The organism is Streptomyces sp. NRRL F-5630 (assembly GCF_000719475.1).
In the GTDB taxonomy this organism is placed as follows: domain Bacteria; phylum Actinomycetota; class Actinomycetes; order Streptomycetales; family Streptomycetaceae; genus Streptomyces.
Genome location: NZ_JOGO01000013.1, coordinates 83,734 through 110,506, shown reverse-complemented (window position 1 = coordinate 110,506; position 26,773 = coordinate 83,734). Strand labels below are relative to the sequence as shown.

Below are 26,773 nucleotides of genomic sequence, written 5' to 3'. Positions count from 1 at the left end.
GGACCAAGGGGCGGCGAGGGCCGGGGCGGTGGGACCAGGGGCGGAGAGGCAGCCCCGTCCCCGCGCCCTCCCCGGCTCAGCGTCCGCCCGTCCGCCGCGCCGCGCGGCCCCCCGCCCCCAGCGGGCCCGTCGCGGGACCTGCCGCGCCGGGGCCCGCGGAGCCGAAGAGGTACGAGGTCAGGGGGCCCATGGCCCAGGGGGCGAGGGCGCGGCCCGCGCGGGCGAGGCGCAGCCACGGCTGGGCGTAGACGGAGCGGGCGCGGCGTTCGATGCCCCGCGCGAGCCGTGCGGCGACCTCGGCGGCGGGGGCCGTGGCCCCGGCGGGGCCGGGGAGGCGGGAGCGCAGGGCGTGGAGCGCCTCGGTGGTGTCGGCCGCGCGGATCATGTCCGTGTCCGCCCAGTTGAAGTAGGCGACGCCGACGCCGACGCCCCGGGGCGCGTACTCGGTGCGCAGGCAGTGCGCGAGCATCTCGGCGCCCGCCTTCGACGCGCAGTAGGCGGCGAGCAGCGGCGAGGGCGTGAGCGCGGCGAGCGAGGTGACCTGGAGGTAGTAGCCGCGCGTGCGGAGCAGGCCGGGGAGGAAGGCGTGCGCGGTGACCGCGCTGCCGCCGAGGTTCACGTCGAGGACGTCCCGCCACGTGCGCACCGCGCCGTCGAGGTAGGGGCCGCCGGCCGCGATGCCCGCGTTCGCGACCACGACGGACGGGGGTCCGAAGCGCTCCTCGGCCTGCCGGGCCGCGCGGGCGACGGCCTCGGGGTCGCGCACGTCGGCGGAGAAGGCCGCGGCGGGGCCGGGCAGTCCCGCGGCGACGGCCCGCAACTCCTCGTCCTCCAGGCCGAGCAGGGCGAGGCGCATCCCGCGCTCCGCGAGGGCGTGGGCGAGGAGCGCGCCGATCCCGCGCGCGGCTCCGGTCACGACGGCCGTGCGGCCGCCGAGCGGCGAGGTGGGGGGCATGACCGGGCCTTCCGGCTGAGGGGGGACGGAGCCGGGGAGTACCCCCCTGCCAGCCGCCGAATCGGCCGCGTTCGGGTGAGGGGGCGGCGAAAGGCGCACGTGAGGCCGGTCAGGAGGGGCACCCATCGCCCATCAGGCACCGGCGGGACGGAGAGTGGTCATGGCGGTACGGCACAAGCTGATCGAGCGGCCCAGGGACGAGGTGTGGGCCGTCCTCGCGGACGGCGCGCGCTACGGCGACTGGGTCGTGGGCACCGAGCGCTCGGCGCCCGACGAGGGGAACTGGCCCGAGGTCGGGTCGAGCATCGCGTACCGGGTGCGCGTGGGCCGCTGGTCGGCGAAGGGGCACACCTACGTCCGGCGCTGCGAGCCGCCCGGCATCCTGGAACTGGAGGTCGACAGCGGCGCCCTGGGGACCGCGCGGATCGCCCTCGACCTGCGCGAGTGGGGCGGGGACACGCTCGTCCTGCTCGACGAGCACCCGCTGCGCGGGCCCGGGGGGCTGCTCCACAACTCGGTCGTGGACGCGCTGAGCCAGTTCCGGAACCGGCTCATGCTCTCGCGGCTGGCCAAGACGGTCGCGGCGCGGGACGAGCGGCGGGGCACGCGCGCGGGCGGGTCGGCGGCCCGGCCGCGGGGGGCCGTGTGATGCCGGACGCCGTGGTGATCGGTGGCGGGCCCAACGGGCTCGTGGCCGCGAACCTCCTCGTGGACGCGGGCTGGAGCGTGGAGGTCCTGGAGGAGCAGGAGAGCCCCGGGGGCGCGGTGCGCTCGGACCGCGGGGTCCACCCGGACTACGTGAGCGACGTGGGCAGCGCCTTCTACCCGCTGGCCGCCGCGTCCCCCGTCCTGGCAGGGCTCGGCCTGGAGCGGTACGGGCTGCGCTGGAGCCACGCCCCGCGCGTCCTCGCCCACCCCCTCCCCGACGGCGGGTGCGCGGTCCTGGAACGGCGGCCCGAGGACACGGCGGCGGCCCTGGACGCGCTGACGCCGGGTGACGGCGAGGCGTGGCTCGGGCTGCACCGGACCTGGCGGCGAGTGGGGCCCGATCTCATCGGCGCGCTCTTCACACCGTTCCCGCCGGTGCGGGCGGGGCTGCGGCTCGCCCGGCAGGTGAAGGCGGGCGGCGGGCTGCGGCTCGCGCGCTCGCTCGTACTGCCGGTGCGGCGTCTGGGCGAGGAGGAGTTCCGGGGCGAGGGGGGCAGGGTGCTGCTCGCGGGCAACGCGCTCCACGCCGACCTGGCCCCGGAGGCGGCGGGCAGCGGCGGCTACGGCTGGCTCATGTCGATGCTCGGGCAGACCTACGGGTTCCCCGTACCGGCCGGCGGGGCGCAGGCGCTCACGACGGCGCTCGTCCGGCGGTTCACCGAGCGCGGCGGAGTGCTGCGGTGCGGGAGCCGGGTCGAGCGGGTGCTCGTGCGCGGCGGGCGGGCCGCCGGGGTGCGGACGGCGGACGGCGCGACGGTCGGGGCGCGGCGGGCGGTGCTCGCGGACGTACCGGCCCCCACGCTCTACCGGGACCTGGTCGGCGCGGAGCACCTGCCCGGGCGGGTGCTCGCCGACCTGGAGCGGTTCCAGTGGGACTTCGCGACGTTCAAGGTGGACTGGGCGCTCGACGGCCGCGTCCCCTGGACCGCGGGCGCCGCGACCGGAGCGGGCACGGTGCACCTGGCGGACGGGGTGGACGGCCTCACCCGCTTCGCCGCGCAGCTCGCGACCGGCGCCGTGCCCGACCGCCCCTTCCTCCTCTTCGGCCAGATGACCACGGCCGATCCCTCGCGCTCCCCCGCCGGTACGGAGTCGTGCTGGGCGTACACGCACGTGCCGCACGTGGTGAAGACGGACGCCGGGGACGAGGGTCTCGACGGGCGGTGGACCACCGCGCAGGCGGAGACGATGGCGGATCGTGTGGAGCGGGAGGTGGAGCGCTGGGCGCCGGGTTTCCGGGCGCTGATCAGGGCCAGGCGAATCCTCGCGCCTCCCACGCTCCAGGCGCTCGACGCGAATCTGCGGAACGGGGCGATCAACGGCGGCACGGCCGCGATGCACCAGGAACTCGTCTTCCGCCCGCTCCCCGGCAGCGGCCGTCCCGAGACCGCCGTCAACGGCCTCTACCTCGCCTCCGCCTCCGCCCACCCCGGCGGCGGCGTCCACGGCGCCCCGGGGGCCAACGCCGCGCGCGCCGCGGTACGGGCCCATGTCGCCCGCACCCCGCTGAGCGCGCTGCAACGGCACCTGACGCGGAGGGACAGGGAGGGACGGCGGACGGGGTGAGGGACGCCGGAGGAGGGCAGCCGAAGCCGGGCGGAAGCGGCGGAGCGCGGGCCGGGGGCAGCGTGGCCTTCCCCCGGCCCGCGCGGACGGGGCGCGTACGCCGTCCTACACCCCCAGCGCCGTCAGGCGTTCCTCCGCCCGTCCCGGGGCGTAGAGGTGTTCCACGACGAGGTGGGCCGCGCCCACCAGGGCGGCGCGGTCGCCGAGGCGTGAGGTGACGACGTCGAGGTGGGCCGTGCAGCGGGGCAGGGCGCGCTGGTAGAGGAGTTCGCGGACCCCGGTGAGGAAGGGGGTTCCCGCGAGGTCGCCCGCGATCATGAGGACGCCCGGGTTGAGGAGGGTCACGACGGTCGCGAGGACCTCGCCGACCTGGCGGCCCGCCTGGCGGGCGAGGCCCGCGGCCTCGGGGTGGCCCTCGGCGAGGAGGGCGCGGACGTCGGAGCCCGAGGCGGCGGGGACGCCCACCGCGCGGAGCCGCGCGGCGAGGGCCCGGCCGCTCGCCACGGCGGCGAGGCAGCCCTGCGCCCCGCACATGCAGTCCAGCCCCTCCCCGGCCGGGACCCTGATGTGCCCGATGTCGCCCGCGCCGCCGTCCACGCCCCGGTAGACGGCGCCGTCCACGACGACCCCCGCCCCTATCCCGGTCGACACCTTGACGAGGACGAAGGCGCGGCACTCCGGCCAGCCGGTGCGCTGTTCCCCGTAGGCCATGAGGTTGGCGTCGTTCTCGACGAGGACGGGGACGGGCACGGCGGCCCCGCCCTCCGCACGACCCGCCCCGCCGCCCGCCGCGCCGCCCCCCGCGAACCCGGCCGCGCCGCTCGCCTCGGCGAAGGCGCGCGCGAGCCGGCCGCTCAGGTCGAAGCCGCCCCAGCCGGACATGATCGGCGGGTCCACGAGGGTGCCGCTCGCGCTGTCCACGGGGCCGGGCACGGCGACGCCGATGCCGCAGACGGCGGCCGGGTCGAGGCCCGCGTCCTTGAGCAGCCGCGCGAAGCGCGCGCCGAGTTCGCCGAGGACGTGTTCGGGCCCCTCCGAGAGGAGGAGCGGCCAGCTCGTCTCGGCGAGCACGTCCCCCGTGAGGCTGAGCGCGGCGGCGCGGGAGTGACGGGTCTCCAGGTCCGCCGCGAGGACGAGGGCATGACGGTCGTCGAACTCCAGACGGACCGAGGGACGCCCGCCCTGCGGCGAGGGCGCGCTCGGTGCCGCGTCGCCCTCGCGGAGCCAGCCCGCGCGGAAGAGCCGGTCGAGGCGCTGGCCGACGGTCGCCCGCGAGAGCCCGGTGACGCGCTGGAGGTCCCCACGGGTCGTCGCGGACCCCGTGCGCACCAACTGGAGCAGATCCCCCGCGCTCGCCTGGTTAGCCACCGTGCCCGACCCCCTTGCGTTCGCCAAGTTCGCATTACACAGTAAGTTCTGCGTGTTAAATAGACGTAACCTACGGTACCCGGTACCGCGGGCCCGGGCCTTCGTGTGCCCGGACTGTCCCAGGACCTCCCCGGGGAGCGCTACGTGGAACCCACCTCCCGAGTCACCAGCCGTCCCAGCCGTCTCCCGCGGCACGCGGGGCCCGTCGAGCTCCCCCACCAGGGCGCTCCGGGTCCCGCGACGGCGGCTCCCCCGGATTCCGCCCCTCCCCCGCACCCCGGCGCGCCCCGCGTCCCCGCGCCCCGGATCGCATCCCATCCGCGTCCCCGTACGGGTGAACGTACGAGTGCGCCGCGCCACCTGTGGCGCGCTGCCGCCGCCGTGCTCGAAGCGAACCGGACGGGCGCGTCGACCGTGCCCTCGCGCGCCCTGTACCCGCACCAGTGGTCGTGGGACTCGGCCTTCATCGCGATCGGCCTGCGGCGGCTCGACCCGGCGCGGGCGCGCCGCGAGATCGAGACCCTGTTCACCGCGCAGTGGGCGGACGGCCGTGTGCCGCACATCGTCTTCAACCCGGCCGTCCCGCTCGACGCCTACTTCCCGGGCCCCGACTTCTGGCGCTCCTCGCACGCCTCCCCCGCGCCGCAGGCACCGGAGACCTCCGGGATCGTGCAGCCGCCCGTGCACGCGCTCGCGGTGTGGCTCGTGCACCGCGCCGCGCCGCGCGACGCCGCCTCGCGCGCCTTCCTCGCCCGGATGTACCCCCGGCTCGTGGCATGGCACCGCTACCTGCGCGAGGCCCGCGACCTGGGCGGCGCCGGACTCGCCGCGCTCGTCCATCCGTGGGAGTCGGGCATGGACAACAGCCCGTGCTGGGACGCGCCGCTCGCGCGCGTCGTCCCGGCCCCGCGCGACTCGTACCGGCGCGCCGACCTCGACCACGGCAGCGCCGCTGACCGGCCGACGGATCTCGACTACGGGCGGTACGTGCGGCTCGCCGCCGCCTACCGGGACAGCGGCTACGCGGACCGGGCCGCGCGGCCCGACGGGGCGCGGTTCGCGGTCGAGGACCCGGGCTTCAACGCGCTCCTCATCGCCTCGGAGTACGCGCTCGCGGCGATCGCGGCCGAACTCGGCGAGGACCCGGGGCCCCGCACCCGGCGGGCGCGGCAGCTCACTGAGGTGCTGGTCGAGCGGCTGTGGGAGCCGGGGGCAGGGCTGTTCCTGAGCCGGGACCTGGAGGGGAAGGCGGCGCGGCCACCGGAGTGCGGGGCCGCCGGGCTGCTGCCGCTCGTGCTGCCCTGGCTGCCGGAGGGGATCGCGGAGACGCTGCGGGCGACCCTGCGCGGGCCGCGCTTCGGGCTCGGCACGCGCGGCCCGCTCGTACCGAGTCACGATCTGACGTCCCCCGCCCACGACCCGCGCCGCTACTGGCGGGGTCCCGCCTGGTTCAACGTCAACTGGCTGCTGCTGCGCGGGCTTCGGCAGCACGGTGACCCGGCGGGCGCCGCGGCGCTGCGGGAAGCGTTCCTCCGGACGGCGGGTGCGACGGCATTCGCGGAGTACGTCGATCCGGCCACGGGGCGGGGGCTGGGGGCGCGGGAGTTCGGCTGGACGGCCGCGCTCTGTCTCGACCTGCTGGCCGAGGAAGGGGCTGGGGAGTGAACAGGGAGGACACCGGCCGGCGCACGCTCGTGCACGGGTCGAGCTTCGCCGCCGTCGACGCGGCGGGGGACATCACGGGGGCGCGGGGCACGGCCCCGGACGGTCTCTTCGTACGGGACGCGCGCCACCTCAGCCGCTGGCAGCTCACCGTGGACGGCCGGGTGCCGCAGGTGCTCGCCCCGGCCGCGGGCAGCGGGACGCTGCGCAGTGTGCTGAGCCCGCACGGCAGCCGCACCGAGCCGCCCGCGTACACGCTCTTCCGCGAACAGGCTGTCGTGGACGGCTCGTTCGTGGAGACAGTGCGGCTCCTGAGCAACCGCCAGGGGCCGCTCACGGTCCGGCTCGCGCTCACCGTCGACGCGGACTTCAGCGACCAGTTCGAGCTGCGGGCCGACCATCGCACGTACAGCAAGCCCGGGGCGGTACGGGGCAGGGAGCTGACCGAGGACGGGGCGCTCGAATTCCGCTACCGGCGGGGCGACTGGCAGGCCCGTACCGCGGTGACCGCCGAACCGGCCCCCGACGCCGTCGAGGAGACGGGCACGGGGGCCCGGCGGCTCGTGTGGCGGCTCGACTGCGAGCCGGGCGGCGGAGCCGAAGTCACCTTGCGCGTACGGGCCTTGGGGAACGGCGGACTCACCCCGCCCGTCGTCCCGGATTCGCCGCGCGAGGCGGCGCGGCTGCTCGCCGAGGAGGCGGCGGACTACACGGAGGGCATGGCGCTCGCCGCGGGCTGGCCCGAGCTGGGCGCGGCGTGCGCACGGGGGCTCGCGGATCTCGCCGCGCTCCAGGTCCCCGCGGCGGGCCCGGACGGGGAGCCGCTGCGGGTCCCGGCCGCCGGAGCCCCCTGGTTCCAGACGCTGCTGGGCCGTGACGCGCTCTTCACCTCGCTCTTCCTCCTCCCCTACCGCCCGGAACCGGCCGCGGCGACGCTCGCCGCGCTCGCCGCCGCGCAGGCCACCGAGGAGACGGCGGCGCGCGTCGCCCAGCCGGGCAAGATCGTGCACGAGGTGCGGCACGGGGAACTCGCGCACTTCGGGCAGGTGCCCTTCGGCCGCTACTACGGCTCCGTCGACGCGACGCCGCTCTTCCTCGTCCTGCTCGGCGCGTACACCGAGCGGACCGGCGACAGGACGGCGGCGCGGCGCCTGGAGAAGCAGGCGCGCGCCGCCGTGACGTGGATGCTCGACCACGGCGGGCTCACCTCGCGCGGCTACCTCGTCCACCGCGCGGACGAGGGCGGGCTCGCGCACCAGAACTGGCGCGACACGCCGGGCGCGATCTGCGCGGCCGACGGGACCCGCCCGAGCGGCCCGGTCCTGACGGCGGGCGCCCAGGGGTACGCGTACGACGCCCTGCGCCGTACCGCGCGGCTCTCCCGGCAGGTGTGGGACGACCCGGTGTACGCGGACCTGCTCGACCAGACGGCGACCGATCTGCGCGACCGCTTCCAGCGCGACTTCTGGATGCCCGAGCACTCCTTCCCCGCGCTCGCGCTCGACGAGGACGGGCGCAGACTCGACGCGCTCGCCTCGGACGCGGGGCACCTGCTGTGGTCGGGGCTGCTCGACAAGGAGTGGGGCGAGTCAGTGGGCCGCCGTCTGCTCGCGCCGGACTTCTTCTCGGGCTGGGGCGTACGGACCCTGGCCGCCGGACAGGCCGCGTACCACCCGCTCGCCTACCACCGGGGCGCGGTCTGGCCGCACGACAACGCCCTCCTCGCCCTCGGTCTCGCCCGCTACGGCCTCCACGACGAGGCCCTGCGCCTCGCCCACGGCCTCACGGAGGCCGCGGCGCACGAGGACCACCGCCTCCCGGAGGTCCTGGCGGGGTACGAGCGGACCCGGCACCCGCTCCCGGTCGCGGCACCGTACGCGTGCGTGCGCGAGTCGCGGTCGGCGGCGGCACCGCTGGCGTTGCTGACGGCGGTGGGCGGGGGGTAGGCAAGGGGCAGAAGGGCGTGGGGCACGGGGCCGCGGGGCGCGGGGTGCGGGGCGCGGGGGCGCGAAAAAGGACGTGCGCCCCCGCGTCCCGCGTCCTAGAGTCGTCCACATGCGTTTCCTCCAGATCTACGGCTGAAGCGAGCGGGCCTTCACCGGCCTCCTCCCCCGCCACGTGCCGCCCGGCCCCGCAGGCCTGTGCGTCGGCACGCGTTGCCCCTGTAGACCCCGTAGAACTGAAACGAGTGTGTTCCCATGCCACTTGCCCCTGCCCACATCGCCATGGTGTGCGCCCCCCTCGTGAGCCACATGCGGCCGAGCCTGGACATCGTGCGCGAGCTGGTCGCCCGCGGCCACCGGGTGACGTACGCGACGGCCCCCTCCGTCGCCCACCTCGTCGAGCCGACCGGCGCCACGCTCGTGCCCGTCGCCTCGGTGCTGCCGCACGTGGACAACGAGTGGCCCGAGGACCCCATCGCCGCCATGGGCCTCTTCCTGGACGACGGTGTCCAGTCGCTTCCGCAGCTTGGCGCCGCCTACGACAGCGACCCCGCCGACCTGTACCTCTACGACATCGGCGCCTACCACGCCCGCGCGCTCGCCGAGACGCAGGGCAGGCCGCTCGTGCAGCTCTCGCCCGCGTTCGTCGGGTGGGACGGGTACGCGGAGGAAGTGGGCGCGCAGATCAAGGCGTTGCCCGGAGCGGACGCCTACGAGGAGCGCTTCGCGCGCTGGCTCGCGGAGTGCGGGACGACGACACGGGACGTCGATACGTTCATGGGCCCGCCCGCGCGCTCGCTCGCCCTCGTGCCGCGCGCGATGCAGCCGCACGCGGACCGCGTGAACACGGACGTCGTGACCTTCGTGGGGCCGTGCTTCGACGCGGACGCCGAGACCTGGGAGCGCCCGGCCGACGCGGAACGCGTGCTGCTCGTCTCGCTCGGCTCCGCGTACACCCGGCAGCCCGCCTTCTACCGCGCCTGTATCGCGGCCTTCGGCGAGCTGGCGGGGTGGCACGTGGTCCTCCAGATCGGCAAGTACGTCGACCCGGCCGAACTCGGCCCCGTACCGGCCAACTTCGAAGTCAGCTCCTGGGTCCCGCAGCGCGCGATCCTCGCCTCCGCCGACGCCTTCGTGACGCACGCGGGCATGGGCGGCTGCGGCGAGGCGCTGCTCGCGGGCGTCCCGATGATCGCGGTGCCCCAGGCCGTCGACCAGTTCGCGAACGCGGACCGCCTCGTCGAACTGGGCATCGCCCACCGCGTCGACACGGCGGAGGCGACGGCGGAGCGCCTGCGCGAGGCGCTGCTCGACCTGGTCGGCGACCCGGAGGTGGCCCGGCGTTCGTCGCGGCTGCGCGAAGAGGCCCTCAGGGAGGGCGGCACGTCCCGGGCGGCCGACCTCATCGAGGCGGAGCTGAAGGCAGCTTCGGGCCGCTGACAGCGAGGGGCCGCTGACAGCGGCGGAGAGCGCTGGCAGCGGCGGTGATCCATGAGAGCCCCCGCTGGCGGCGACGGTGACTGATGACGGCGACCGTGCTGGCAGCGGGGCCTCGGACGGGAGGGCCGGGGGTGCGGGGGCGTTCACGCGGAACGCCCCCGCACCCCCGCGCTCAGCCCACTTCCTGGATGCGGATCAGGTTGCCCGCCGGGTCGCGGAAGGCGCAGTCGCGGATGCCGTAGGGCTGCTCGACGGGTTCCTGGACGACCTCGGCGCCCGCCTGCGAGAGCGTGCCGAAGGTGCCGTCGAGGTCCTTCGTCGCGAGGAGGATCCAGCCGTACGTGCCCTTCGCCATCATCTCGTTGATCGTGCGCCGCTCCTCGTCCGTGATGCCGGGGTCGAGGGCGGGCGGGGCGAGGAGGAGGGAGATGCTGTCCTGGCCCTTCGGGCCGACCGTGAGCCAGCGCATCGCGCCCTGGCCGACGTCTTTGCGCACCTCGAAGCCGAGGATGTCGCGGTAGAAGCGGAGCGAGGCCTCGGGGTCGGTGTGCGGGAGGACTGTGGTGTGCAGTGTGAGGTCCATGCCTTCGACGTTAGGCGGGGCCGGGACCGGGCGCTTCTCGAATCCTGACCGGTCGGGTGACCTGCTTGGCCAGGCAGGCGGGAACGCCCTCCGCCGCTCCCTCACCCGCCCCCGCGCCCGCGTTCTCCCCCGCCGCCGCGCCCTCGGCCGCCCGCTCCTTGTAGACGCTCGGCGGCATACCGACCAGTTCGGTGAACCTGGTGCTGAAGGTGCCGAGCGAGGAGCAGCCGACCGCGAAGCACACCTCGGTCACGCCGAGGTCGCCGCGCCGCAGGAGCGCCATCGCGCGCTCGATGCGCCGCGTCATGAGGTACGCGTACGGGGGCTCCCCGTAGGCGAGGCGGAACTGCCGGCTCAGGTGCCCGGCCGACATGTGCGCGCCGCCCGCGAGGGCCTCGACGTCGAGCGGGCTCGCGTACTCGCGGTCGATGCGGTCCCGGACCCGCCGCAGGACGGCGAGGTCGCGCAGCCTGCGCGCCTCGGCCCCGCCGCCCCCCGTGCGCGGTGAAGTGGTCATGCGGCCAGCGTGCCACGAACCACCGACAGCGGCGCCCGCTCACGGCCCGCGCGGCCTCAGGACTGGGCCCCGAGGGTTCGGGGACCCTGAGGGCTTGCGTCCTCAAGGCTCAGGGACGCTCACGCCTTGCGGAGCCTCACGGCTTGCGGCCCACGAAGCCCCACTGCTCGATGGGCTCGCGGTCGAGCGGGGCCTCCGGCTTCCACAGGTCGATGGAGCCGAAGCCGGGCTCCACGAGCTCCAGGCCCTCCGTGAAGCGCTCCATCTCGTCGCGCGGCCGGGAGCGGTAGGCCATCGCGCCGCCCTCCTCGTAGTCCTCGGAAGCCGCCTTCGTCTCGGGGGTCTCGATGGTGTCGCACTGGACGAGGTGGCTGCCCGAGGGGAGCGCGTCGAGGTAGGACCGGAGCAGGGCCTGGGCGGCGTCGCTGTCCGGGACGTGGCCGAGGGTGGAGAGGATGAGGACACCGACGGGCTGGGTCAGGTCGAGGGTCCGCGCGGCCTCGGCGAGCACGGCCGGTGCGTCGGCGAGGTCGCTGTGCACGTAGTCGGTCGCGCCCATGGGGCCGCTCGTGAGCAGCGCGCGGGCGTGGGCGAGGACGATCGGGTCGTGGTCGACGTAGACGATGCGCGCGGTGGGCTCGACGGACTGGGCGACCTCGTGCGTCGCGTTGGCGGTGGGCAGGCCCGTGCCGAGGTCGAGGAACTGGCGGATGCCGGCCTCGCCCGCGAGGTAGCGCACGGCGCGGGCCTGGAAGGCGCGCGAGGCGCGGGCTATCTCCTTGATCTGCGGGTACGTCTCGGCCATGTACTGGCCGAGCTTGCGGTCCGCCTCGTAGTTGTCCTTGCCGCCGAGCCAGTAGTTCCACATCCGTGCGGAGTGGGGCACGCTCGTGTTGAGCTCCTGCTCAAGGCGCTGCATACGGTCGTCGAGGGGAGAACTCATCGGCGTGCCTTCCTCTGCAACTCAAGTCCCACGAGCTCGCATTGATACTCGTGTCAGCTCATGATCGCATCTGTCCGGCCAGGCACAATGCCCTTTCGGCGCCTCTTTGTGCGCGACCGCCCCTCGGCCACCCCGCGCTTCCCTCCACCGTCCCCGGCCCGCCTCAGCCTCCCGAGGTCTCCGATTCCGCGTCCTCGCCCAGGGCCGCGCAGTCCCAGGGGTCGTCGAGCCAGCCGTCGGGGAGGGCGACCCTGTTGTTGCCCGAGGTGCGCCCGCGCGGACCCTCGGCCGCCGCGGGCCAGGGCTGGTCGAGGTCGAGGCCGTGCAGGCCCTCCTCCAGCTCGGCGAGGGTGGAGGTCGTGGCGAGGGCGCGGCGCTTCTCGGAGCCGACCGAGAAGCCCTTGAGGTACCAGGCGACGTGCTTGCGGAAGTCGATCACGCCGCGCTCCTCGTCCTCCAGCCACTCGCCGAGGAGACGCGCGTGGCGCAGCATGACGGCGGCGACCTCGCGCAGGCCGGGCGGAGCCGGGCGCGGGCCGCCCTCGAAGGCGGCGACGAGGTCCGCGAAGAGCCAGGGCCGGCCGAGGCAGCCGCGTCCGACGACGACGCCGTCGCAGCCGGTCTCGCGGACCATGCGCAGGGCGTCCTGGGCGGTCCAGATGTCGCCGTTGCCGAGGACGGGAAGCTCGGGGACGTGTTCCTTGAGGCGCGCGATCGCGTCCCAGTCGGCGGTGCCGCCGTAGTGCTGGGCCGTGGTGCGGCCGTGCAGGGCGATCGCGGTGATGCCCTCGTCGACGGCGATGCGGCCCGCGTCGAGCGCGGTGAGGTGGTCGTCGTCGATGCCCTTGCGCATCTTCATCGTGACCGGGAGCCCGTCCGCGCCCGCGACGGCCTCGCGCAGGATCGCGCGCAGCAGGTGCCGCTTGTACGGGAGGGCCGAGCCGCCGCCCTTGCGCGTGACCTTCGGCACCGGGCAGCCGAAGTTGAGGTCGATGTGGTCCGCGAGGTCCTCCTCGCGGATCATGCGGGCCGCCTTGCCGACCGTGGCCGGGTCGACGCCGTAGAGCTGGATCGAGCGGGGCGTCTCGGTGGGGCCGAACTGGACGAGCCGCATCGTCTTCTCGTTGCGCTCGACGAGGGCGCGGGTCGTGATCATCTCGCTCACGAAGAGGCCCTTGCCGCCGCTGAACTCCCGGCACAGGGTGCGGAAGGGCGCGTTGGTGATCCCGGCCATGGGGGCGAGCACGACGGGTGGGCTGACCGGGTGCGGGCCGATGGCCAGGGGCGTGCCCGCCGGGGCGGGGGGCGGCGTGGGCCCGGTGGCTTCGGCGGCTGCGGGGGCGAGGGGGACTGCGGAGGACATGGCTCCATTGTCACGTACCGCCGCCGGGGGCCAAGTCGGCTGTCCACAGGCCCGGTCATTAGTTAGTAAAGCGTACTAATGATTTACGATACCGCTCATGCCCGAGCTGAGTCACCGGCGGCGCATGGCCGTCCTCGCCATCTGCTGCATGAGCCTTCTGATCGTCTCCCTGGACAACACCGTCCTCAACGTCGCCCTCCCCGACCTGCAAAGAGAGTTCCACGCGAGCGTCTCGGGGCTCCAGTGGACGATCGACGCCTACACGCTCGTCATCGCCTCGCTGCTCATGCTCTCCGGCTCGACGGCGGACCGCGTGGGCCGCCGCCGCGTCTTCCGCATCGGCCTGATCGTCTTCACGGTCGGTTCGGCGCTCTGCTCGATCGCCCCGAACCTGGGGCTGCTCGTCGTCTTCCGCATGGTGCAGGCCGTCGGCGGCTCGATGCTCAACCCGGTCGCGATGTCGATCATCACGAACACCTTCACGGACCCGCGCGAGCGCGCCCGCGCGATCGGCGTGTGGGGCGGCGTCGTGGGCCTCTCGATGGCGGCGGGCCCGATCATCGGCGGGGTGCTCGTCGACAGCGTCGGCTGGCGCTCGATCTTCTGGCTCAACCTGCCCATCGGCATCGCCGCGCTCGTCCTCCTGTCGCTGTACGTGCCCGAGTCGCGCGCTCCCCACGGGCGCCGCCCCGACCCGGTCGGGCAGCTCCTCGTCATCGTGCTCCTCGCCGCGCTCACGTTCGGCATCATCGAGGCCCCGAACGCGGGCCTCACCTCGCCGCTCGTGCTCGGTTGCGCGGTGCTCGCCGTCCTCGCGGTCGCGCTGCTCGTCCCGTACGAGCTGCGCAGGCCCGAACCGCTCATCGACCCGCGCTTCTTCCGGAGCCTGCCCTTCAGCGGCGCGACCGTGATCGCCGTGTGCGGCTTCGCGGGCCTCGGCGGCTTCCTCTTCCTCTCCACGCTCTACCTCCAGAACGTCCGCCACTACAGCGCGCTGCACGCCGGGCTGTGGATGCTCCCGATGGCCGCCGTGACCTTCGTGAGCGCGCCGCTGTCGGGGCGGCTCGTCGGGGCGCGCGGCACGCGGGTGCCGCTGCTGATCGCGGGGCTCGGGATGACCGCGAGCGGCGTCCTCTTCGCGGCCTTCGACGGACAGACCCACACCGTGACCCTCGTCGTCGCCTTCGTGCTCTTCGGCCTCGGCTTCGGCTTCGTCAACGCGCCCATCACCAACACGGCCGTCTCCGGGATGCCCCGCTCCCAGGCCGGGGTCGCCGCCGCCGTCGCCTCGACGAGCCGCCAGACGGGCTCGGCGCTCGGCGTCGCGCTCCTCGGGGCGATCCTCGCCTCGGGCATCACGCCCTCGCGGTACGCCGAGACCTTCACGGCCGCGGCGCGCCCGGCGTGGTGGGTGCTCACCGGGTGCGGGGCCGCCGTGCTGGTGCTGGGCCTCGTCTCCTCGGGGCGGCGGGCCGGGGAGAGCGCGCGGCGCGCGGCGGCGCGCCTCGAAGAGGCGGCGCAGCGGCACGAAGAGGGCGCGACGGTCGGCTGAGCGAGGCAGCGGCACGGGACGGCGCCCCTCGTTGCCCCGGGCCCCACCCTCGCCCCGGACGCTACGGCACGTGGAAGGGCACCTCCGTGATCACGATCTTCGGGAGGGGGCGCAGCGCCCGGCGCAGGCGGGCCGCGTCGTGGCTGTGCAGGAGGCGGTGGTGGGGGTGGCGGGGGACGATCTCCGGGAGGACGACCGTGATGGTGAGTTCGGGGCGCTGGGCGTGCAGGGTCGCGATGTAGTGCACGAGCGGGGCGATCAGGGCGCGGTACGGGGAGAGGACGACGTGCAGCGGGACGTGGTCGCCCCAGCGCTCCCAGTACTCCCGGAAGCGGTCGGCCTCCTCCTCGTCGGGGCTGATGTGGAGGGCGAGGAGCGGCTGTCCGAGCGAGGCCGCGTAGGCGAGGGCGCGCAGGCCCGAGAGGTCGAGCACGGCGAGGGCGACGACGGTCAGGTGCCGTACCTGCTGCGGTGTCTCCTCCTCCTCGTCCCGGCAGGCGGGGCCCTCCTCGCGGGCGCCCTCCCGCTCCGGTTCCGCCCGGGCCGCCAGCAACCGCGCGTCCACGTGCGTCACCGCCTGCGGGCGCAGCCGCAGCGCCGCGCGGACCCGCGCGTAGTGCCCGCGCACCCGCGTGGCGAGCACGACGAAGGCCGCGATGGCGAGGAGCGCGACCCAGGCGCCTTCGAGGAACTTCGTGACCGCCGCCGTCACGAGGACGAGCCCCGAGAGCACGCAGCCTGTCGCGTTGAAGAGGAGGTTCTTGCGGCGGTGCGGCTCGGTGCGGCGCCGGTGCCAGTGCACGACCATGCCCGCCTGCGAGAGCGTGAAGGCGAGGAAGACGCCGACCGCGTAGAGCGGGATGAGCGCGGCGGTCTGGCCGTCGAAGGCGACGAAGACGAGCGCGGCGGTCACGGAGAGCGCGGTGATGCCGTTGTTGAAGGCGAGCCGGTCGCCCTGGCGCTGGAACAGGTGCGGGGCGTGGTCGTCGCGCGCGAGCAGGTGCAGGACGCGCGGGCAGTCGTTGTACGCGGTGTTCGCGGCCAGGAGCAGCACGGCGGCCGTCGCCGCCTGCGTGTACCCGTAGAGGAAGCCCGGCCCGAAGGTCAGGCGCGCCATGTGCGACAGGATCGTCTGATTGCCCCCCGGAACGACGCCGCTGAAGTGCGCGCTCGCGACGACGCCCGCGAAGAGCGCGATGAGCAGGCCGATCATCCACGTGAGCGTCGTGCGCGCGTTGCGCCAGCGCACGGGACGGAAGGCGGGCACCGCGTTGGAGATGGCCTCGATCCCCGTCATCGCCGTCGAGCCGGAGGCGAAGGCGCGCATCACGAGGAGGATGCTGACGCCCTCGGTGGCGTGCGGGAGCGTGGGCGGTACGGGGACGAAGTCGCGGTGCGCCGCGTCGACCAGGGAGGAGACGACGAGGGCGACGACGGCGATCAGGAAGGCGTAGGTCGGCGCCGCGAAGATCATCCCGGCCTGCCGGACGCCGCGCAGATTGCCGAGCAGGAGCACCGCGACGGTGGCGAGCCCGAGCGGGACGACGGCCGGGCGCAGGGCGGGCAGCGCGGAGGTGACGGCGGCGATCCCGGCCGAGAGGGAGACGGCGACGGTCAGCACGTAGTCGATGAGGAGCCCACCGGCGGCGAGCAGTCCGGGCATGCGCCCGAGGTTGTCGCTCGCCACGATGTACGAGCCGCCGCCGTGCGGATAGGCACGGATCGTCTGCCGGTACGACGCTCCGACGGCGAGCATGAGGAACGCGATCGTGGCCGCGATCGGCAGCGCCCAGGCGAGCCCGGCCGAGCCCGCGAGCACGAGCACGGCGAGCAGCGCCTCGGGCCCGTACGCCACCGAGGAGAGCGCGTCGGCGGCGAGCACCGGCAGCGCGACGAGCTTGCGCGTGCTCTCGTGGGCGAGCGTGGTGGTGCGCAGGGGGGCGCCGAGGAGGAGGCGGCGGGCGCGGTGGAGAGGAGTGGGGCCCGCCTTCTCGGGGCTCGCGTCGGTGGTCTCCTCGCCCTCGCGGTCCTCGGTGCGGGGCGGCGCGAGGGGGCCGACGGGGGCGAGGCGGCCGAAGGGGCCGCGGCCCACCTCGGCGCGGCGGAACTCGCCGAGGTCGGGGTCGACGGGCAGCGACTCGTACGTCCGCGGGCGGTACGGGGCCAGGCGCGGCCAGCGGCGGCCCAACTCGGCGAGCACGTCGAGCTGTTCGGGGTCGAGGGGTGGCAGGAGCTGGGAGGGGCGCGGGAGACCGGGATCCTCGTCTCCGCCCTGGCGTGACGCGTTCACCCGCCACAGTGTGGCGAGCGGAACGGGCGAAAGCGGGCGAAACGCCGCGCGCGGCTCCGTGCGTCTCCACCCGGTGCTCTCCCGCCCTTCCCCGTGCGCCTGGAACGAGGAGGGGGAGACGCGGCGAGGCGCCCCGCACGGTGTGCGGGGCGCCTCGGTCGTGCGTGCGGGGGGTCAGGCGCGCGGCTCGGCGGCGCCCTGCTCCGTACCGGCCCCGGACTCGGAAGCGTCCGTCCGGGACTCGGAAGCGTCCGTGGCGGCCTGCTCCGTGCCCGTCAGGCGCTCGCGCATCCGGCGGGCGAGCTCCTGCTTGCGGGTCTCGGCGGCCTGGCGGTCGCCCGCGCCGTGCGGGCCGCCCGAACCCGGGCCGCCGTTCTTCGGCAGGTGACCGCGCTGGCCGCCTACGCCCAGCAGATTGTTACGGCTCTTGGCCATGACTCGACTCCGATCGTGGGGAAGGTGGGGTGGGGGGCGGGCCGTGCCCGCGCGCGCTCACTCGTAGATCGGCGTCATGAAGAACATGGGAAGACGGTAGCCGACCCCGGACGTGCCGCGCACCACGTTTTCGGGGCCTGCCCAGCGACGGCCCCGCGCGCGAGGATGGCGGCCGCACGCACCCGCATCAGGAGGACGACGTATGAGCAAGAGGACCGCCCCGAAGTCCGACCCGCTGGACCTCGCGGGGATCGACGACCTGCTGAGCCCCGAGGAGAAGGCGGTGCGGCAGACGGTGCGGCAGGTGTGCGACGCCTCCGTGGAGCCGCACATCGCCGGGTGGTACGAGAGCGGCGAGCTGCCAACGGTGCGCGAACTTGCCAGGGAACTGGGGTCCTTGGGGTTGCTCGGGATGCACCTGGAGGGCTACGGGTGTGCCGGGACGAGCGCCGTGGAGTACGGGCTCGCGTGTCTGGAGCTGGAGGCGACGGACTCGGGGCTGCGCTCGCTCGTGAGCGTCCAGGGCTCGCTCGCGATGTACGCGATCCACCGCTTCGGGAGCGAGGAGCAGAAGCGGGAGTGGCTGCCGCGCATGGCGACCGGCGAGGCGATCGGCTGCTTCGGGCTCACCGAGCCCGATCACGGCTCGGACCCGGGCGGGATGCGCACACGGGCGCGCCGCGACGGCTCCGACTGGGTGCTCGACGGGCGCAAGATGTGGATCACCAACGGCTCGGTCGCCTCGGTCGCCGTCGTGTGGGCGCGGACCGAGGAGGGGGTGCGCGGCTTCGTCGTGCCGACGGACGCGCCCGGCTTCTCGGCGCCGCCGATCAAGCACAAGGGTTCGCTGCGCGCCTCGGTGACGAGTGAGCTGCTGCTCGACGGGGTGCGGCTGCCCGCCGACGCGGTGCTCCCGGACGTCACGGGGCTGCGCGGTCCGCTGTCGTGCCTCAACGAGGCGCGGTACGGCATCCTCTGGGGCGCCCTGGGCGCGGCGCGCAGCTGTTTCCGTACCGCGCTGGCGTACGCGAAGGAGCGCGAGCAGTTCGGCAAGCCGCTCGCGGGCTTCCAGCTCACGCAGGCGAAGCTCGCGTCGATGGCGGTCGAGCTGACCAACGGCACGCTGCTCGCGCTGCACCTCGGCCGCCGCAAGGACTCGGTGGGGCTGCGCCCCGAGCAGGTGAGTCTCGGCAAGCTCAACAACGTCGGCAAGGCGCTCGACATCGCCCGTACGAGCCGCACGATCCTCGGCGCGAACGGCATCTCGCTCGAATTCCCGGTCATGCGCCACATGGCGAACCTCGAATCGGTCCTCACCTACGAGGGCACGGCGGAGATGCACACGCTGATGATCGGCCAGGCACTGACGGGCGAGTCGGCGCTGCGATGAGACGGAGGCGGGCGGCCCACCGCCCCGGCCCGCCCGCCCCCTACCACCCAACCGGCCCTCAGCCCCCTCCCCCGCCAGCGTGAAGCCGTTGACGCCGAAGTCCTTGCCCCCCGTGAAGCTCGGGTGGAGGGGCCCAGCGCCCCCCGAGGAGCGTCGCCACGAACTGGAAGGTCTCCCAGGAGCCCGCGCCCGGAACGCCGACCGCACCGAGCCCGGGGGTCGGGTGGGGCGTCAGGCAAGGCGCGCTCCGGGTGGGCTTGCGGAACGTCAACCGCTTTGCGACCGCCCTGGTCTGACGTGCTGCCGCCAGCTTCGAAGGCGTCCCCGGCGGAGTGCGGATGTGTCAGCGCCGTGCGCGAAAGAACGATTCCGGGTCATGACGGGGAGGCCCCGACCGCCCCCCTCATCCGCTCTCCTGACGGTCGGTCGGGGCAAATTCCTCCGTCCCACCCGTAGACCGCCTTACAACTCTCTGCAATATTCCAATAATCGAGCGCAAGAACATGAGTTCACCCGCTCGGGCCGCCGTGCCCTCCTCCGGGCCCGGCGGCCCGGCCCCGTGCGGTCCGGGCGGCCTCCCCGCCGCTCGTCCCGGCCGGGGCCACCGCTCTGCCCCCTGTTCCATGAGCCGCCCTCGCGCGCCCCCGCGCACGAGGCCCCGCAGAGAGGGACCCCCGCGATGTCAAGATCCGCGTCCAGGCGCTGGAGACGCCGTACGGCGAGCGCCGTGCTCGCCTCCGGGGTCATGGTGCTCGGGCTGCCGGCCCTCGGCGCCCAGGCCGCCGGAGGACCCGGCGCCGCCCCCGCCACCACCACGGCGGGCAGCACCCTCGGCAAGCACTCCGCCGCCCACGCGACCGACGGCGACGCCTCGACCTACTGGCAGGCCGGCGAGAAGTCGGCGCAGTGGGTGCAGACCGACCTCGGCAAGGCCAAGCGCGTCAAGCAGGTCGTCCTCAGGCTTCCCCCGAACTGGGAGAGCCGCGAGCAGACGCTCGCCCTCCAGGGCAGCGCGGACGGCACGAGCTGGGCGACGCTGAAGTCGTCCGCGCGGTACACCTTCGGCCCGGCCAACGGGAACACCGTCAAGGTCTCCGTGCCCGCCACGCTCGCCCGGTACGTACGGGCCGAGTTCACCGCCAACTCGGTGACGGGGACGGGGCAGCTCGCCGAGATGCAGGTCCGCACGACCGCCGCCGCGAGCCCCAACCTGGCCCAGGGCAAGACCTTCAGCGAGTCGGGCCACGCCGACGTCTACGGCGCGGCCAACGCCGGGGACGGCAACCGCGCCACCTACTGGGAGAGCAAGAACAACGCGTTCCCGCAGTGGGTGCAGGTCGATCTCGGCTCCTCCGTCAAGGTCAACCAGGTGGCGCTGCGGCTGCCGAGCGGCTGGCCGAGCCGCCAGCAGACGCTGAAGATCCAGGGCTCGACGGACAACCAGAACTTCACGGACCTGTCCGCCTCGAAGGCCTACACCTTCGACGCGAACAGCGACCAGTCGGCGGACATCTCCTTCGACACGACGACGACCCGGTACGTACGCGTCCTCGTCACCGCCAACACCGGCTGGCCCGCCGGGCAGCTCGCCGAGCTGGAGGTCTACGGGCCCGCGACGGGTGACACGCAGGCGCCGACCGCACCCTCCGGCCTCGTCTTCACCGAGCCCGCCTCCGGGCAGATCAAGCTCGACTGGAAGGCGGCGAGCGACGACACCGGGGTCACCGGCTACGACATCTACGCCAACGGCCTGCTCCGCGCGAGCGTGGCGGGCAACGTCCTGACGTACACCGACAACCAGCCCGCCTCCACGGACGTCACGTACTACGTGCGCGCCAAGGACGCGGCAGGGAACGTCTCGCCGAACAGCAACAGCGTCACCCGCAAGGGCCAGGGCGGCGACACGCAGGCCCCGACCGCGCCGGGCAACCTGGCGTACACGCAGTCCGGTTCCGACGTGAAGCTGACCTGGCAGGCCGCGAGCGACAACGTCAAGGTCACCGGGTACGACGTCTACGCGAACGACAAGCTCGTCACGTCGGTCGCCGGGGACGTCCTCACGTACACCGACAAGCCCTCGGCGGCGACGACCGTCACGTACTACGTCAAGGCGAAGGACGCGGCGGGCAACGTGTCCGTCGCGAGCAACAGCGTCACGCGCCCCGGCTCCACCAGTGGCTCCGGCTCGAACCTCGCCCAGGGCAAGCCGATCGAGGCCTCGTCGAGCACCTTCACCTTCGTCGCGGCGAACGCCAACGACGGTCTCACCAGCACCTACTGGGAGAGCGGGGGCGGCTCGTACCCGGCGACGCTGACCACGAAGCTCGGTGCGAACGCCGACCTCGGCCAGGTCGTCGTGAAGCTCACCCCGGACGCCGCCTGGTCCTCGCGCACCCAGAACATCCAGGTGCTCGGCCGTGACCAGGACGCCACCTCCTTCACGAGCCTCGCCGCCGCGAAGGACTACGCCTTCGACCCGGGCAGCGGCAACACGGTGACCATTCCGGTGACCGGCTCCGCCGCCGACGTCCAGCTCAAGTTCACCAAGAACACGGGCGCCCCGGGCGCGCAGGTCGCCGAGTTCCAGGTCATCGGCACCCCGGCGGCCAACCCGGACCTCAAGGTCACCGGGATCACCAACTCGCCCGCCGCGCCGGTCGAGTCGGACGCGATCAGCCTGAGCGCGACCGTCACCAACAGCGGCACGAAGGCCGCCAAGGCGACCGACCTGGACTTCTCGCTCGGCGGGACCAAGGCGGGCACGGCGGACGTCCCCGCGCTCGCGGCCGGCGAGTCGAAGACGGTCACGGCGAGCATCGGCGCGCGGGACGCGGGCAGTTACCCGCTGAGCGCCGAGGTGGACCCGTCGAACAAGGTCGTCGAGCAGAACGAGTCGAACAACACCTTCACGCGCTCCGACGCCCTCGTGGTCAAGCCGGTCTCCAGCTCCGACCTCCTCGCGTCCCCCGTCTCCTGGTCGCCCTCCAGCGCCACCGCCGGGCAGAACGTCAGTTTCAGCGTCGCGATCAAGAACCAGGGCACCCAGACCTCGGCCTCCGGCGCCCACAACGTGACACTGGCGATCCAGGACGCCTCGGGCACCACCGTCAAGACCCTGACCGGCGCCTACAACGGCGCGATCGCCGCCGGGTCCACGACCTCCGCCGTGAACCTCGGCTCCTGGACCGCCGCCAACGGCAAGTTCACCGTCAGGACCGTCATCGCGGCCGACGCCAACGAACTCCCGGTCAAGCGGGACAACAACACCACCGAGCAGGCGCTCTTCATCGGGCGCGGCGCGAACATGCCGTACGACATGTACGAGGCCGAGGACGGCACCCTCGGCGGTGGCGCCAAGGTGGTCGGCCCCAACCGCACCATCGGCGACGTGGCGGGCGAGGCGAGCGGGCGCAAGGCCGTGACCCTCTCCGGCACCGGCCAGTACGTGGAGTGGACGACCCGGGCCGCGACCAACACCCTGGTCACCCGCTTCTCCGTCCCGGACGGCACCACCACCACACTGAACGTGTACGTGGACGGCCAGTTCCTCAAGCCCATCGACCTCACGTCGAAGTACGCCTGGCTGTACGGCAACGAGACGGCGCCCGGCAACGACGCGGGCTCCGGCGCCCCGCGCCACATCTACGACGAGGCGAACCTCCAGCTCGGCAAGACCGTGCCGGCCGGTTCGAAGATCCGCCTCCAGAAGGACGCCGCCAACTCCTCCACGTACGCGATCGACTTCGTCAACACCGAGCTGGCGACCGCCGCCGCCAACCCGGACCCGGCCGCGTACACCGTCCCCGCCGGCTTCTCGCACCAGGACGTGCAGAACGCCCTGGACAAGGTCCGCATGGACACGACCGGCAAGCTCGTCGGCGTCTACCTGCCCGCCGGTGACTACGAGACGTCGAGCAAGTTCCAGGTCTACGGCAAGGCGGTCCAGGTCGTCGGCGCCGGGCCCTGGTTCACCCGCTTCCACGCACCCTCGTCGCAGGAGAACACCGACATCGGCTTCCGCGCCGAGGCGAGCGCCAAGGGCTCCTCGTTCGCCGGGTTCGCCTACTTCGGCAACTACACGTCCCGGATCGACGGTCCCGGCAAGGTGTTCGACTTCTCCAACGTCTCGGACATCACCATCGACAACATCTGGGTCGAGCACATGGTGTGCCTCTACTGGGGCGCGAACACCGACAACATGACGATCAAGAACTCCCGCATCCGTGACATGTTCGCCGACGGCGTCAACATGACCAACGGATCGACGGACAACCACGTCGTCAACAACGACGCCCGGGCCACCGGCGACGACAGCTTCGCGCTGTTCTCGGCGATCGACGCGGGCGGGGCCGACGAGAAGAACAACGTCTTCGAGAACCTGACCTCCACGCTCACCTGGCGTGCGGCGGGCCTCGCGGTCTACGGCGGCTACAGCAACACCTTCCGCAACATCCGGATCGCGGACACCCTCGTGTACTCCGGCATCACGATCTCCTCGCTCGACTTCGGCTACCCGATGAACGGCTTCGGGACCGAACCGACGACCGTCGAGAACGTGACGCTGGAACGCACCGGTGGCCACTTCTGGGGCTCGCAGGTCTTCCCGGCGATCTGGATGTTCTCCGCGTCGAAGGTCTTCCAGGGCATCCGCGTCACCAACGTCGACATCAACGACTCGACGTACGGCGGCGTGATGTTCCAGACCAACTACGTGGGCGGCCAGCCGCAGTTCCCGGTCAAGGACACGATCCTGACCGACATCACCATCACCAACTCCAAGAAGAGCGGCGACGCCTTCGACGCGAAGTCCGGCTGGGGCATCTGGGCCAACGAGCTCCCCGAACCGGGCCAGGGCCCGGCGGTGGGCGAGGCGACCTTCAAGAACCTCAAGATGTCGGGCAACGCGCAGGACATCCGCAACACGACGTCGACCTTCAAGATCAACGTCACCCCCTGAGCACCCTCACCCCTGAGCACGGAGGGAAGGCAGGACGGCGGGGCCCGCTCCCACGGGAGAGCGGGCCCCGCCCGCGTGCCGCCCCCGGCCACGGACGCGTGCCGCTCCCACCTGCCGGTGGGGCGGCTCGGCCCTCACCCGCCGATGGGGCTCCGTCTCCCTCGGCGAAGGCACGGAAACAGCCCTCGCCGAAGGCGCAGGCCACGCAGAAGGGCTCGCTCCCGCGACTCGCCTTCCCGGAGGGCGCCAGGACGGCGCCGGGCCGCCCGCTCCCGTGCGTACGGGGCGGGCGGCCCGGCGCCGCGGTGGCTCAGCAGCCGATGAGGCGCGCCGAGAGGTAGCCCTCGATCTGGTCGAGAGAGACCCGCTCCTGCTTCATCGTGTCGCGCTCACGCACGGTGACCGCGTTGTCGTCGAGCGTGTCGAAGTCGACGGTGACGCAGAACGGCGTGCCGATCTCGTCCTGGCGGCGGTAGCGGCGGCCGATGGCGCCCGCGTCGTCGAAGTCGATGTTCCAGTGCTGGCGGAGCGCGGCGGCGAGGCTCTTGGCCTTCGGCGAGAGCTCCGGGTTGCGCGAGAGCGGGAGCACCGCCGCCTTGACCGGGGCGAGGCGCGGGTCGAGGCGCATCACGACGCGCTTCTCCAGCTTGCCCTTGGCGTTGGGCGCCTCGTCCTCCGCGTACGCGTCGAGCATGAAGGCGAGCATCGTGCGGCCGACACCGGCGGCGGGCTCGATGACGTACGGCGTCCAGTTCTCGCCGGCCTCCTGGTCGCGGTAGGAGAGGTCCTGGCCGCTCGCCTTGGCGTGCGCGGAGAGGTCGTAGTCCGTGCGGTTGGCGACGCCCTCCAGCTCACCCCACTCGGAGCCGCCGAACTGGAAGCGGTACTCGATGTCGGCGGTGCGCTTGGAGTAGTGGGAGAGCTTCTCCTTCGGGTGCTCGAACCAGCGCATGTTCTCCTCGCGCAGCCCCAGGCCCGTGTACCAGTTCCAGCGCTGCTCCATCCAGTACTCCTGCCACTTCTCGTCCTCGCCCGGCTTGACGAAGAACTCCATCTCCATCTGCTCGAACTCGCGGGTGCGGAAGATGAAGTTGCCGGGCGTGATCTCGTTGCGGAAGGACTTGCCCATCTGCGCGATGCCGAAGGGCGGCTTGCGGCGGGAGGTCAGCTTGACCTGGGCGAAGTTGGTGAAGATGCCCTGCGCGGTCTCGGGGCGCAGGTAGGCGACCGAGCCGGTGTCCTGCGTGGGGCCGAGGTGCGTCTCCAGCAGGCCGGAGAACTGCTTGGGCTCGGTGAAGGTGCCCTTGTTGCCGCAGTTGGGGCAGTTGAGGTCGGCGAGGCCGCCGGGGGGGAGGTGGCCGTGCTTCTCCTCGTACGCCTCCTCCAGGTGGTCGGCGCGGTAGCGCTTGTGGCAGGAGGTGCACTCGGTGAGCGGGTCGCTGAAGGTCGCGACGTGGCCCGAGGCCACCCAGACCTCGGTCGCGAGGATGACGGAGGAGTCGAGGCCCACCACGTCGTCGCGCGAGGTGACCATGTAGCGCCACCAGTTGCGCTTGATGTTCTCCTTCAGCTCGACACCCAGGGGCCCGTAGTCCCAGGCGGCGCGCTGGCCGCCGTAGATCTCGCTGCTGGGGTAGACGAAGCCACGGCGCTTGCTCAGGCTGACGATGGTGTCGATCTTGTCGGCGGCCACGGTGCTCTCTTCATTACGACGACGAAGCGGTCTTCTGGGCCCGGCGAGCCCGCCACTGCCCAGCGAATGCCTCAGGTTACCGGCGGCCCCGCACCCCGGACCAAATCGGTTCCCCGGCACGCGGTTCCGGGGCGGTGCGCACCGCCCCGGCGGGTGCGTCGGACGCGGTCCGCCCACCGCCCCGGGGGCGTGCCGACGGGTCGGGCGGCGGATGCCTCGGCCGGTCACGGAGCGCGTCCGGACGCCCACCACTCTCGTAATTGACAATCGTTTCCACTTTTGTTGAAAATGAGTGTCATGAAGCCCAGCTCCCGCCGCCGCTCCCCCATATCCCTCCGCGCCGTCGCCGGCTCCCTCGCCGCCGTCCTGGGCGCGGGTGTCCTCGCCGCCTGCTCCTCCACCGGCTCCGGCTCGAACGAGGACGGCAAGCTCAGGATCACGTCCGCGTTCTACCCCCTCACTTACCTCGCCGAGGAGATCGGCGGGAACCACGTGGACGTGGACACCCTGACCAAGCCGGGCCAGGAGCCGCACGACCTGGAGATCAGCGCCAAGCAGACCGTCGAGGTCGAGAACTCCGGCGTCCTCCTCTACCTCAAGGGCCTCCAGCCCTCCGTGGACGACGTCGCCGCGCAGTCCTCGGTGAAGCACAAGCTCGACGTGACCTCGCTCACGACGCTGGAGAAGCACGGCACGGAGGTCGGCGGGCACGCCGAGGAGCACGACCACGGCGAGGAGCACGACCACGACCACGGCGGCGAGGGGGGCGAGGACCCGCACGTGTGGCTCGACCCCGTCCGCTACGCGCAGCTCGCGAAGGGCGTCGGCAAGGAGCTGGAGAAGGCCGACCCCGACCACGCGGACACGTACGCGAAGAACACGAAGACCCTCGTCGGTAAACTCGCCGAGCTGGACGCGGACTACCGCGAGGGCCTGGAGCACACGAAGACGAAGGTCTTCCTCACGACGCACGCCGCCTTCGGCTACCTCGCCGAGCGCTACGGCCTCACCGAGGAGGCCATCGCGGGCCTCAACCCCGAGAGCGAGCCGAGCCTCGCCCGCATGAAGGAGCTGCGCGAGATCGCGAAGGCCCACGACGTGACGACCGTCTTCTACGAGACACTCGTCTCCGACCGCACCGCCAAGACCGTGGCGAGCGACTCGGGTCTCAGGACCGATGTGCTCGACCCGCTGGAGGGCATCACGGACGCCTCGCGCGGCGACGACTACATCGAGGTCATGCACGCGAACCTCACGGCGCTCCAGAAGGCGCTGGGAGCCTCCTGAGCGGCCGTCCGGCGCCGGACGGCCGCTCCCCCGGCCCTACGGCGCCGGACGGCCCTCCCCGGCCCCGCGCGCGTGCCACAGCGCCGGCCGCGTCCGCGCCCGTCCCGCCCGTCACCTCGTT

Annotated in this window: 18 protein-coding genes; 9 read left to right on the top strand and 9 right to left on the bottom strand. The window is 73.4% G+C overall.

Annotation, left to right across the window (positions count from 1 at the left end):
- Positions 1-76: 76 nt before the first annotated feature.
- Positions 77-955 carry a short-chain dehydrogenase/reductase gene (locus tag IF99_RS0109070; RefSeq protein WP_030995860.1) on the bottom strand — a complete coding sequence of 293 codons (879 nt, stop codon included), beginning with the start codon at positions 953-955 and terminating at the stop codon, positions 77-79.
- Positions 956-1,115: 160 nt separating this feature from the next.
- On the opposite strand from IF99_RS0109070, the gene IF99_RS0109065 reads away from it, so the two are divergent.
- Together IF99_RS0109065 and IF99_RS0109060 are read left to right on the top strand one after the other, a co-directional pair.
- Positions 1,116-1,604, top strand: coding sequence for an SRPBCC family protein (locus IF99_RS0109065; protein WP_030995859.1), 489 nt, complete (start codon positions 1,116-1,118; stop codon positions 1,602-1,604).
- Positions 1,604-3,229 (top strand): phytoene desaturase family protein, encoded by a 1,626-nt coding sequence (locus tag IF99_RS0109060; RefSeq protein WP_030995858.1) that lies wholly within the window; start codon positions 1,604-1,606, stop codon positions 3,227-3,229. The genes IF99_RS0109065 and IF99_RS0109060 overlap by 1 nt, the downstream gene beginning before the upstream one ends.
- Positions 3,230-3,334: 105 nt before the next feature.
- On the opposite strand, the gene IF99_RS0109055 is transcribed toward IF99_RS0109060, so the two are convergent.
- Positions 3,335-4,597, bottom strand: a complete 1,263-nt coding sequence (locus IF99_RS0109055; protein WP_030995857.1) for an ROK family protein — start codon at positions 4,595-4,597, stop codon at positions 3,335-3,337.
- Between the two features lie 381 nt (positions 4,598-4,978).
- Between IF99_RS0109055 and IF99_RS0109050 the strand changes: the two genes are divergently transcribed.
- The 3 genes from IF99_RS0109050 (at position 4,979) to IF99_RS0109040 (ending at position 9,642) form a co-directional block, all read left to right on the top strand.
- A complete protein-coding gene (locus IF99_RS0109050; protein ID WP_030995856.1) occupies positions 4,979-6,262 on the top strand; it encodes an MGH1-like glycoside hydrolase domain-containing protein in 1,284 nt (427 codons plus the stop codon).
- Positions 6,259-8,205, top strand: a complete 1,947-nt coding sequence (locus IF99_RS0109045; protein ID WP_030995855.1) for a glycogen debranching N-terminal domain-containing protein — start codon at positions 6,259-6,261, stop codon at positions 8,203-8,205. Before IF99_RS0109050 ends, IF99_RS0109045 begins: the two co-directional genes overlap by 4 nt.
- 252 nt (positions 8,206-8,457) lie before the next feature.
- Entirely contained in the window at positions 8,458-9,642 is a 1,185-nt protein-coding gene (locus tag IF99_RS0109040) for a macrolide family glycosyltransferase (RefSeq protein ID WP_030995854.1), read from the top strand.
- Between the two features lie 172 nt (positions 9,643-9,814).
- Here IF99_RS0109040 and IF99_RS0109035 read toward each other — a convergent pair whose 3' ends face one another.
- The 4 genes from IF99_RS0109035 to dusB all read right to left on the bottom strand — a co-directional run bounded on the left by IF99_RS0109035 (position 9,815) and on the right by dusB (position 13,048).
- Complete coding sequence (locus IF99_RS0109035; protein WP_030995853.1) at positions 9,815-10,225, bottom strand: VOC family protein; 411 nt, start codon at positions 10,223-10,225, stop codon at positions 9,815-9,817.
- Positions 10,226-10,235: 10 nt separating this feature from the next.
- Entirely contained in the window at positions 10,236-10,742 is a 507-nt protein-coding gene (locus IF99_RS0109030) for a helix-turn-helix transcriptional regulator (RefSeq protein WP_030995852.1), read from the bottom strand.
- Between the two features lie 136 nt (positions 10,743-10,878).
- A complete protein-coding gene (locus IF99_RS0109025) occupies positions 10,879-11,661 on the bottom strand; it encodes an SAM-dependent methyltransferase (RefSeq protein ID WP_030995851.1) in 783 nt (260 codons plus the stop codon).
- A 187-nt stretch (positions 11,662-11,848) separates the two neighbouring features.
- Entirely contained in the window at positions 11,849-13,048 is a 1,200-nt protein-coding gene (gene dusB / locus IF99_RS0109020; RefSeq protein ID WP_030995850.1) for a tRNA dihydrouridine synthase DusB, read from the bottom strand.
- Positions 13,049-13,145: 97 nt separating this feature from the next.
- Here dusB and IF99_RS0109015 point away from each other — a divergent pair, with 97 nt between their 5' ends.
- Positions 13,146-14,600 carry an MFS transporter gene (locus IF99_RS0109015; protein ID WP_030995849.1) on the top strand — a complete coding sequence of 485 codons (1,455 nt, stop codon included), beginning with the start codon at positions 13,146-13,148 and terminating at the stop codon, positions 14,598-14,600.
- Positions 14,601-14,661: 61 nt separating this feature from the next.
- On the opposite strand, the gene IF99_RS0109010 is transcribed toward IF99_RS0109015, so the two are convergent.
- On the bottom strand, positions 14,662-16,890 hold the full coding sequence (locus IF99_RS0109010; RefSeq protein ID WP_030995848.1) for an APC family permease: 2,229 nt from the start codon (positions 16,888-16,890) through the stop codon (positions 14,662-14,664).
- 174 nt (positions 16,891-17,064) lie between these two features.
- The gene (locus IF99_RS0109005; RefSeq protein ID WP_030995847.1) at positions 17,065-17,325 is read right to left on the bottom strand and encodes a DUF6243 family protein; all 261 of its coding nucleotides are present in this window, start codon (positions 17,323-17,325) and stop codon (positions 17,065-17,067) included.
- 202 nt (positions 17,326-17,527) lie between these two features.
- Between IF99_RS0109005 and IF99_RS0109000 the strand changes: the two genes are divergently transcribed.
- Both IF99_RS0109000 and IF99_RS0108995 read left to right on the top strand, forming a co-directional pair.
- A complete protein-coding gene (locus IF99_RS0109000) occupies positions 17,528-18,715 on the top strand; it encodes an acyl-CoA dehydrogenase family protein (protein WP_030995846.1) in 1,188 nt (395 codons plus the stop codon).
- Positions 18,716-19,394: 679 nt separating this feature from the next.
- Positions 19,395-23,672, top strand: a complete 4,278-nt coding sequence (locus tag IF99_RS0108995; RefSeq protein WP_030995845.1) for a discoidin domain-containing protein — start codon at positions 19,395-19,397, stop codon at positions 23,670-23,672.
- 310 nt (positions 23,673-23,982) lie between these two features.
- Here IF99_RS0108995 and IF99_RS0108990 read toward each other — a convergent pair whose 3' ends face one another.
- Positions 23,983-25,365, bottom strand: coding sequence for a glycine--tRNA ligase (locus IF99_RS0108990; protein WP_007827298.1), 1,383 nt, complete (start codon positions 25,363-25,365; stop codon positions 23,983-23,985).
- A gap of 288 nt (positions 25,366-25,653) precedes the next feature.
- Between IF99_RS0108990 and IF99_RS0108985 the strand changes: the two genes are divergently transcribed.
- On the top strand, positions 25,654-26,652 hold the full coding sequence (locus IF99_RS0108985; protein WP_030995844.1) for a metal ABC transporter substrate-binding protein: 999 nt from the start codon (positions 25,654-25,656) through the stop codon (positions 26,650-26,652).
- Positions 26,653-26,773 lie beyond the last annotated feature (121 nt).

Bases quoted from the DNA above. Each gene is read 5' to 3' on its own strand.
- IF99_RS0108985 (WP_030995844.1), top strand. From the start codon at position 25,654: ATGAGTGTCATGAAGCCCAGCTCCCGCCGCCGCTCCCCCATATCCCTC.
- IF99_RS0109070 (WP_030995860.1), bottom strand. From the start codon at position 955: ATGCCCCCCACCTCGCCGCTCGGCGGCCGCACGGCCGTCGTGACCGGA.
- IF99_RS0109040 (WP_030995854.1), top strand. From the start codon at position 8,458: ATGCCACTTGCCCCTGCCCACATCGCCATGGTGTGCGCCCCCCTCGTG.
- IF99_RS0108995 (WP_030995845.1), top strand. From the start codon at position 19,395: ATGTCAAGATCCGCGTCCAGGCGCTGGAGACGCCGTACGGCGAGCGCC.
- IF99_RS0109030 (WP_030995852.1), bottom strand. From the start codon at position 10,742: ATGACCACTTCACCGCGCACGGGGGGCGGCGGGGCCGAGGCGCGCAGG.
- IF99_RS0109065 (WP_030995859.1), top strand. From the start codon at position 1,116: ATGGCGGTACGGCACAAGCTGATCGAGCGGCCCAGGGACGAGGTGTGG.
- IF99_RS0109035 (WP_030995853.1), bottom strand. From the start codon at position 10,225: ATGGACCTCACACTGCACACCACAGTCCTCCCGCACACCGACCCCGAG.
- IF99_RS0109025 (WP_030995851.1), bottom strand. From the start codon at position 11,661: ATGCAGCGCCTTGAGCAGGAGCTCAACACGAGCGTGCCCCACTCCGCA.
- dusB (WP_030995850.1), bottom strand. From the start codon at position 13,048: ATGTCCTCCGCAGTCCCCCTCGCCCCCGCAGCCGCCGAAGCCACCGGG.
- IF99_RS0109060 (WP_030995858.1), top strand. From the start codon at position 1,604: ATGCCGGACGCCGTGGTGATCGGTGGCGGGCCCAACGGGCTCGTGGCC.
- IF99_RS0109005 (WP_030995847.1), bottom strand. From the start codon at position 17,325: ATGGCCAAGAGCCGTAACAATCTGCTGGGCGTAGGCGGCCAGCGCGGT.
- IF99_RS0109000 (WP_030995846.1), top strand. From the start codon at position 17,528: ATGAGCAAGAGGACCGCCCCGAAGTCCGACCCGCTGGACCTCGCGGGG.
- IF99_RS0109015 (WP_030995849.1), top strand. From the start codon at position 13,146: ATGCCCGAGCTGAGTCACCGGCGGCGCATGGCCGTCCTCGCCATCTGC.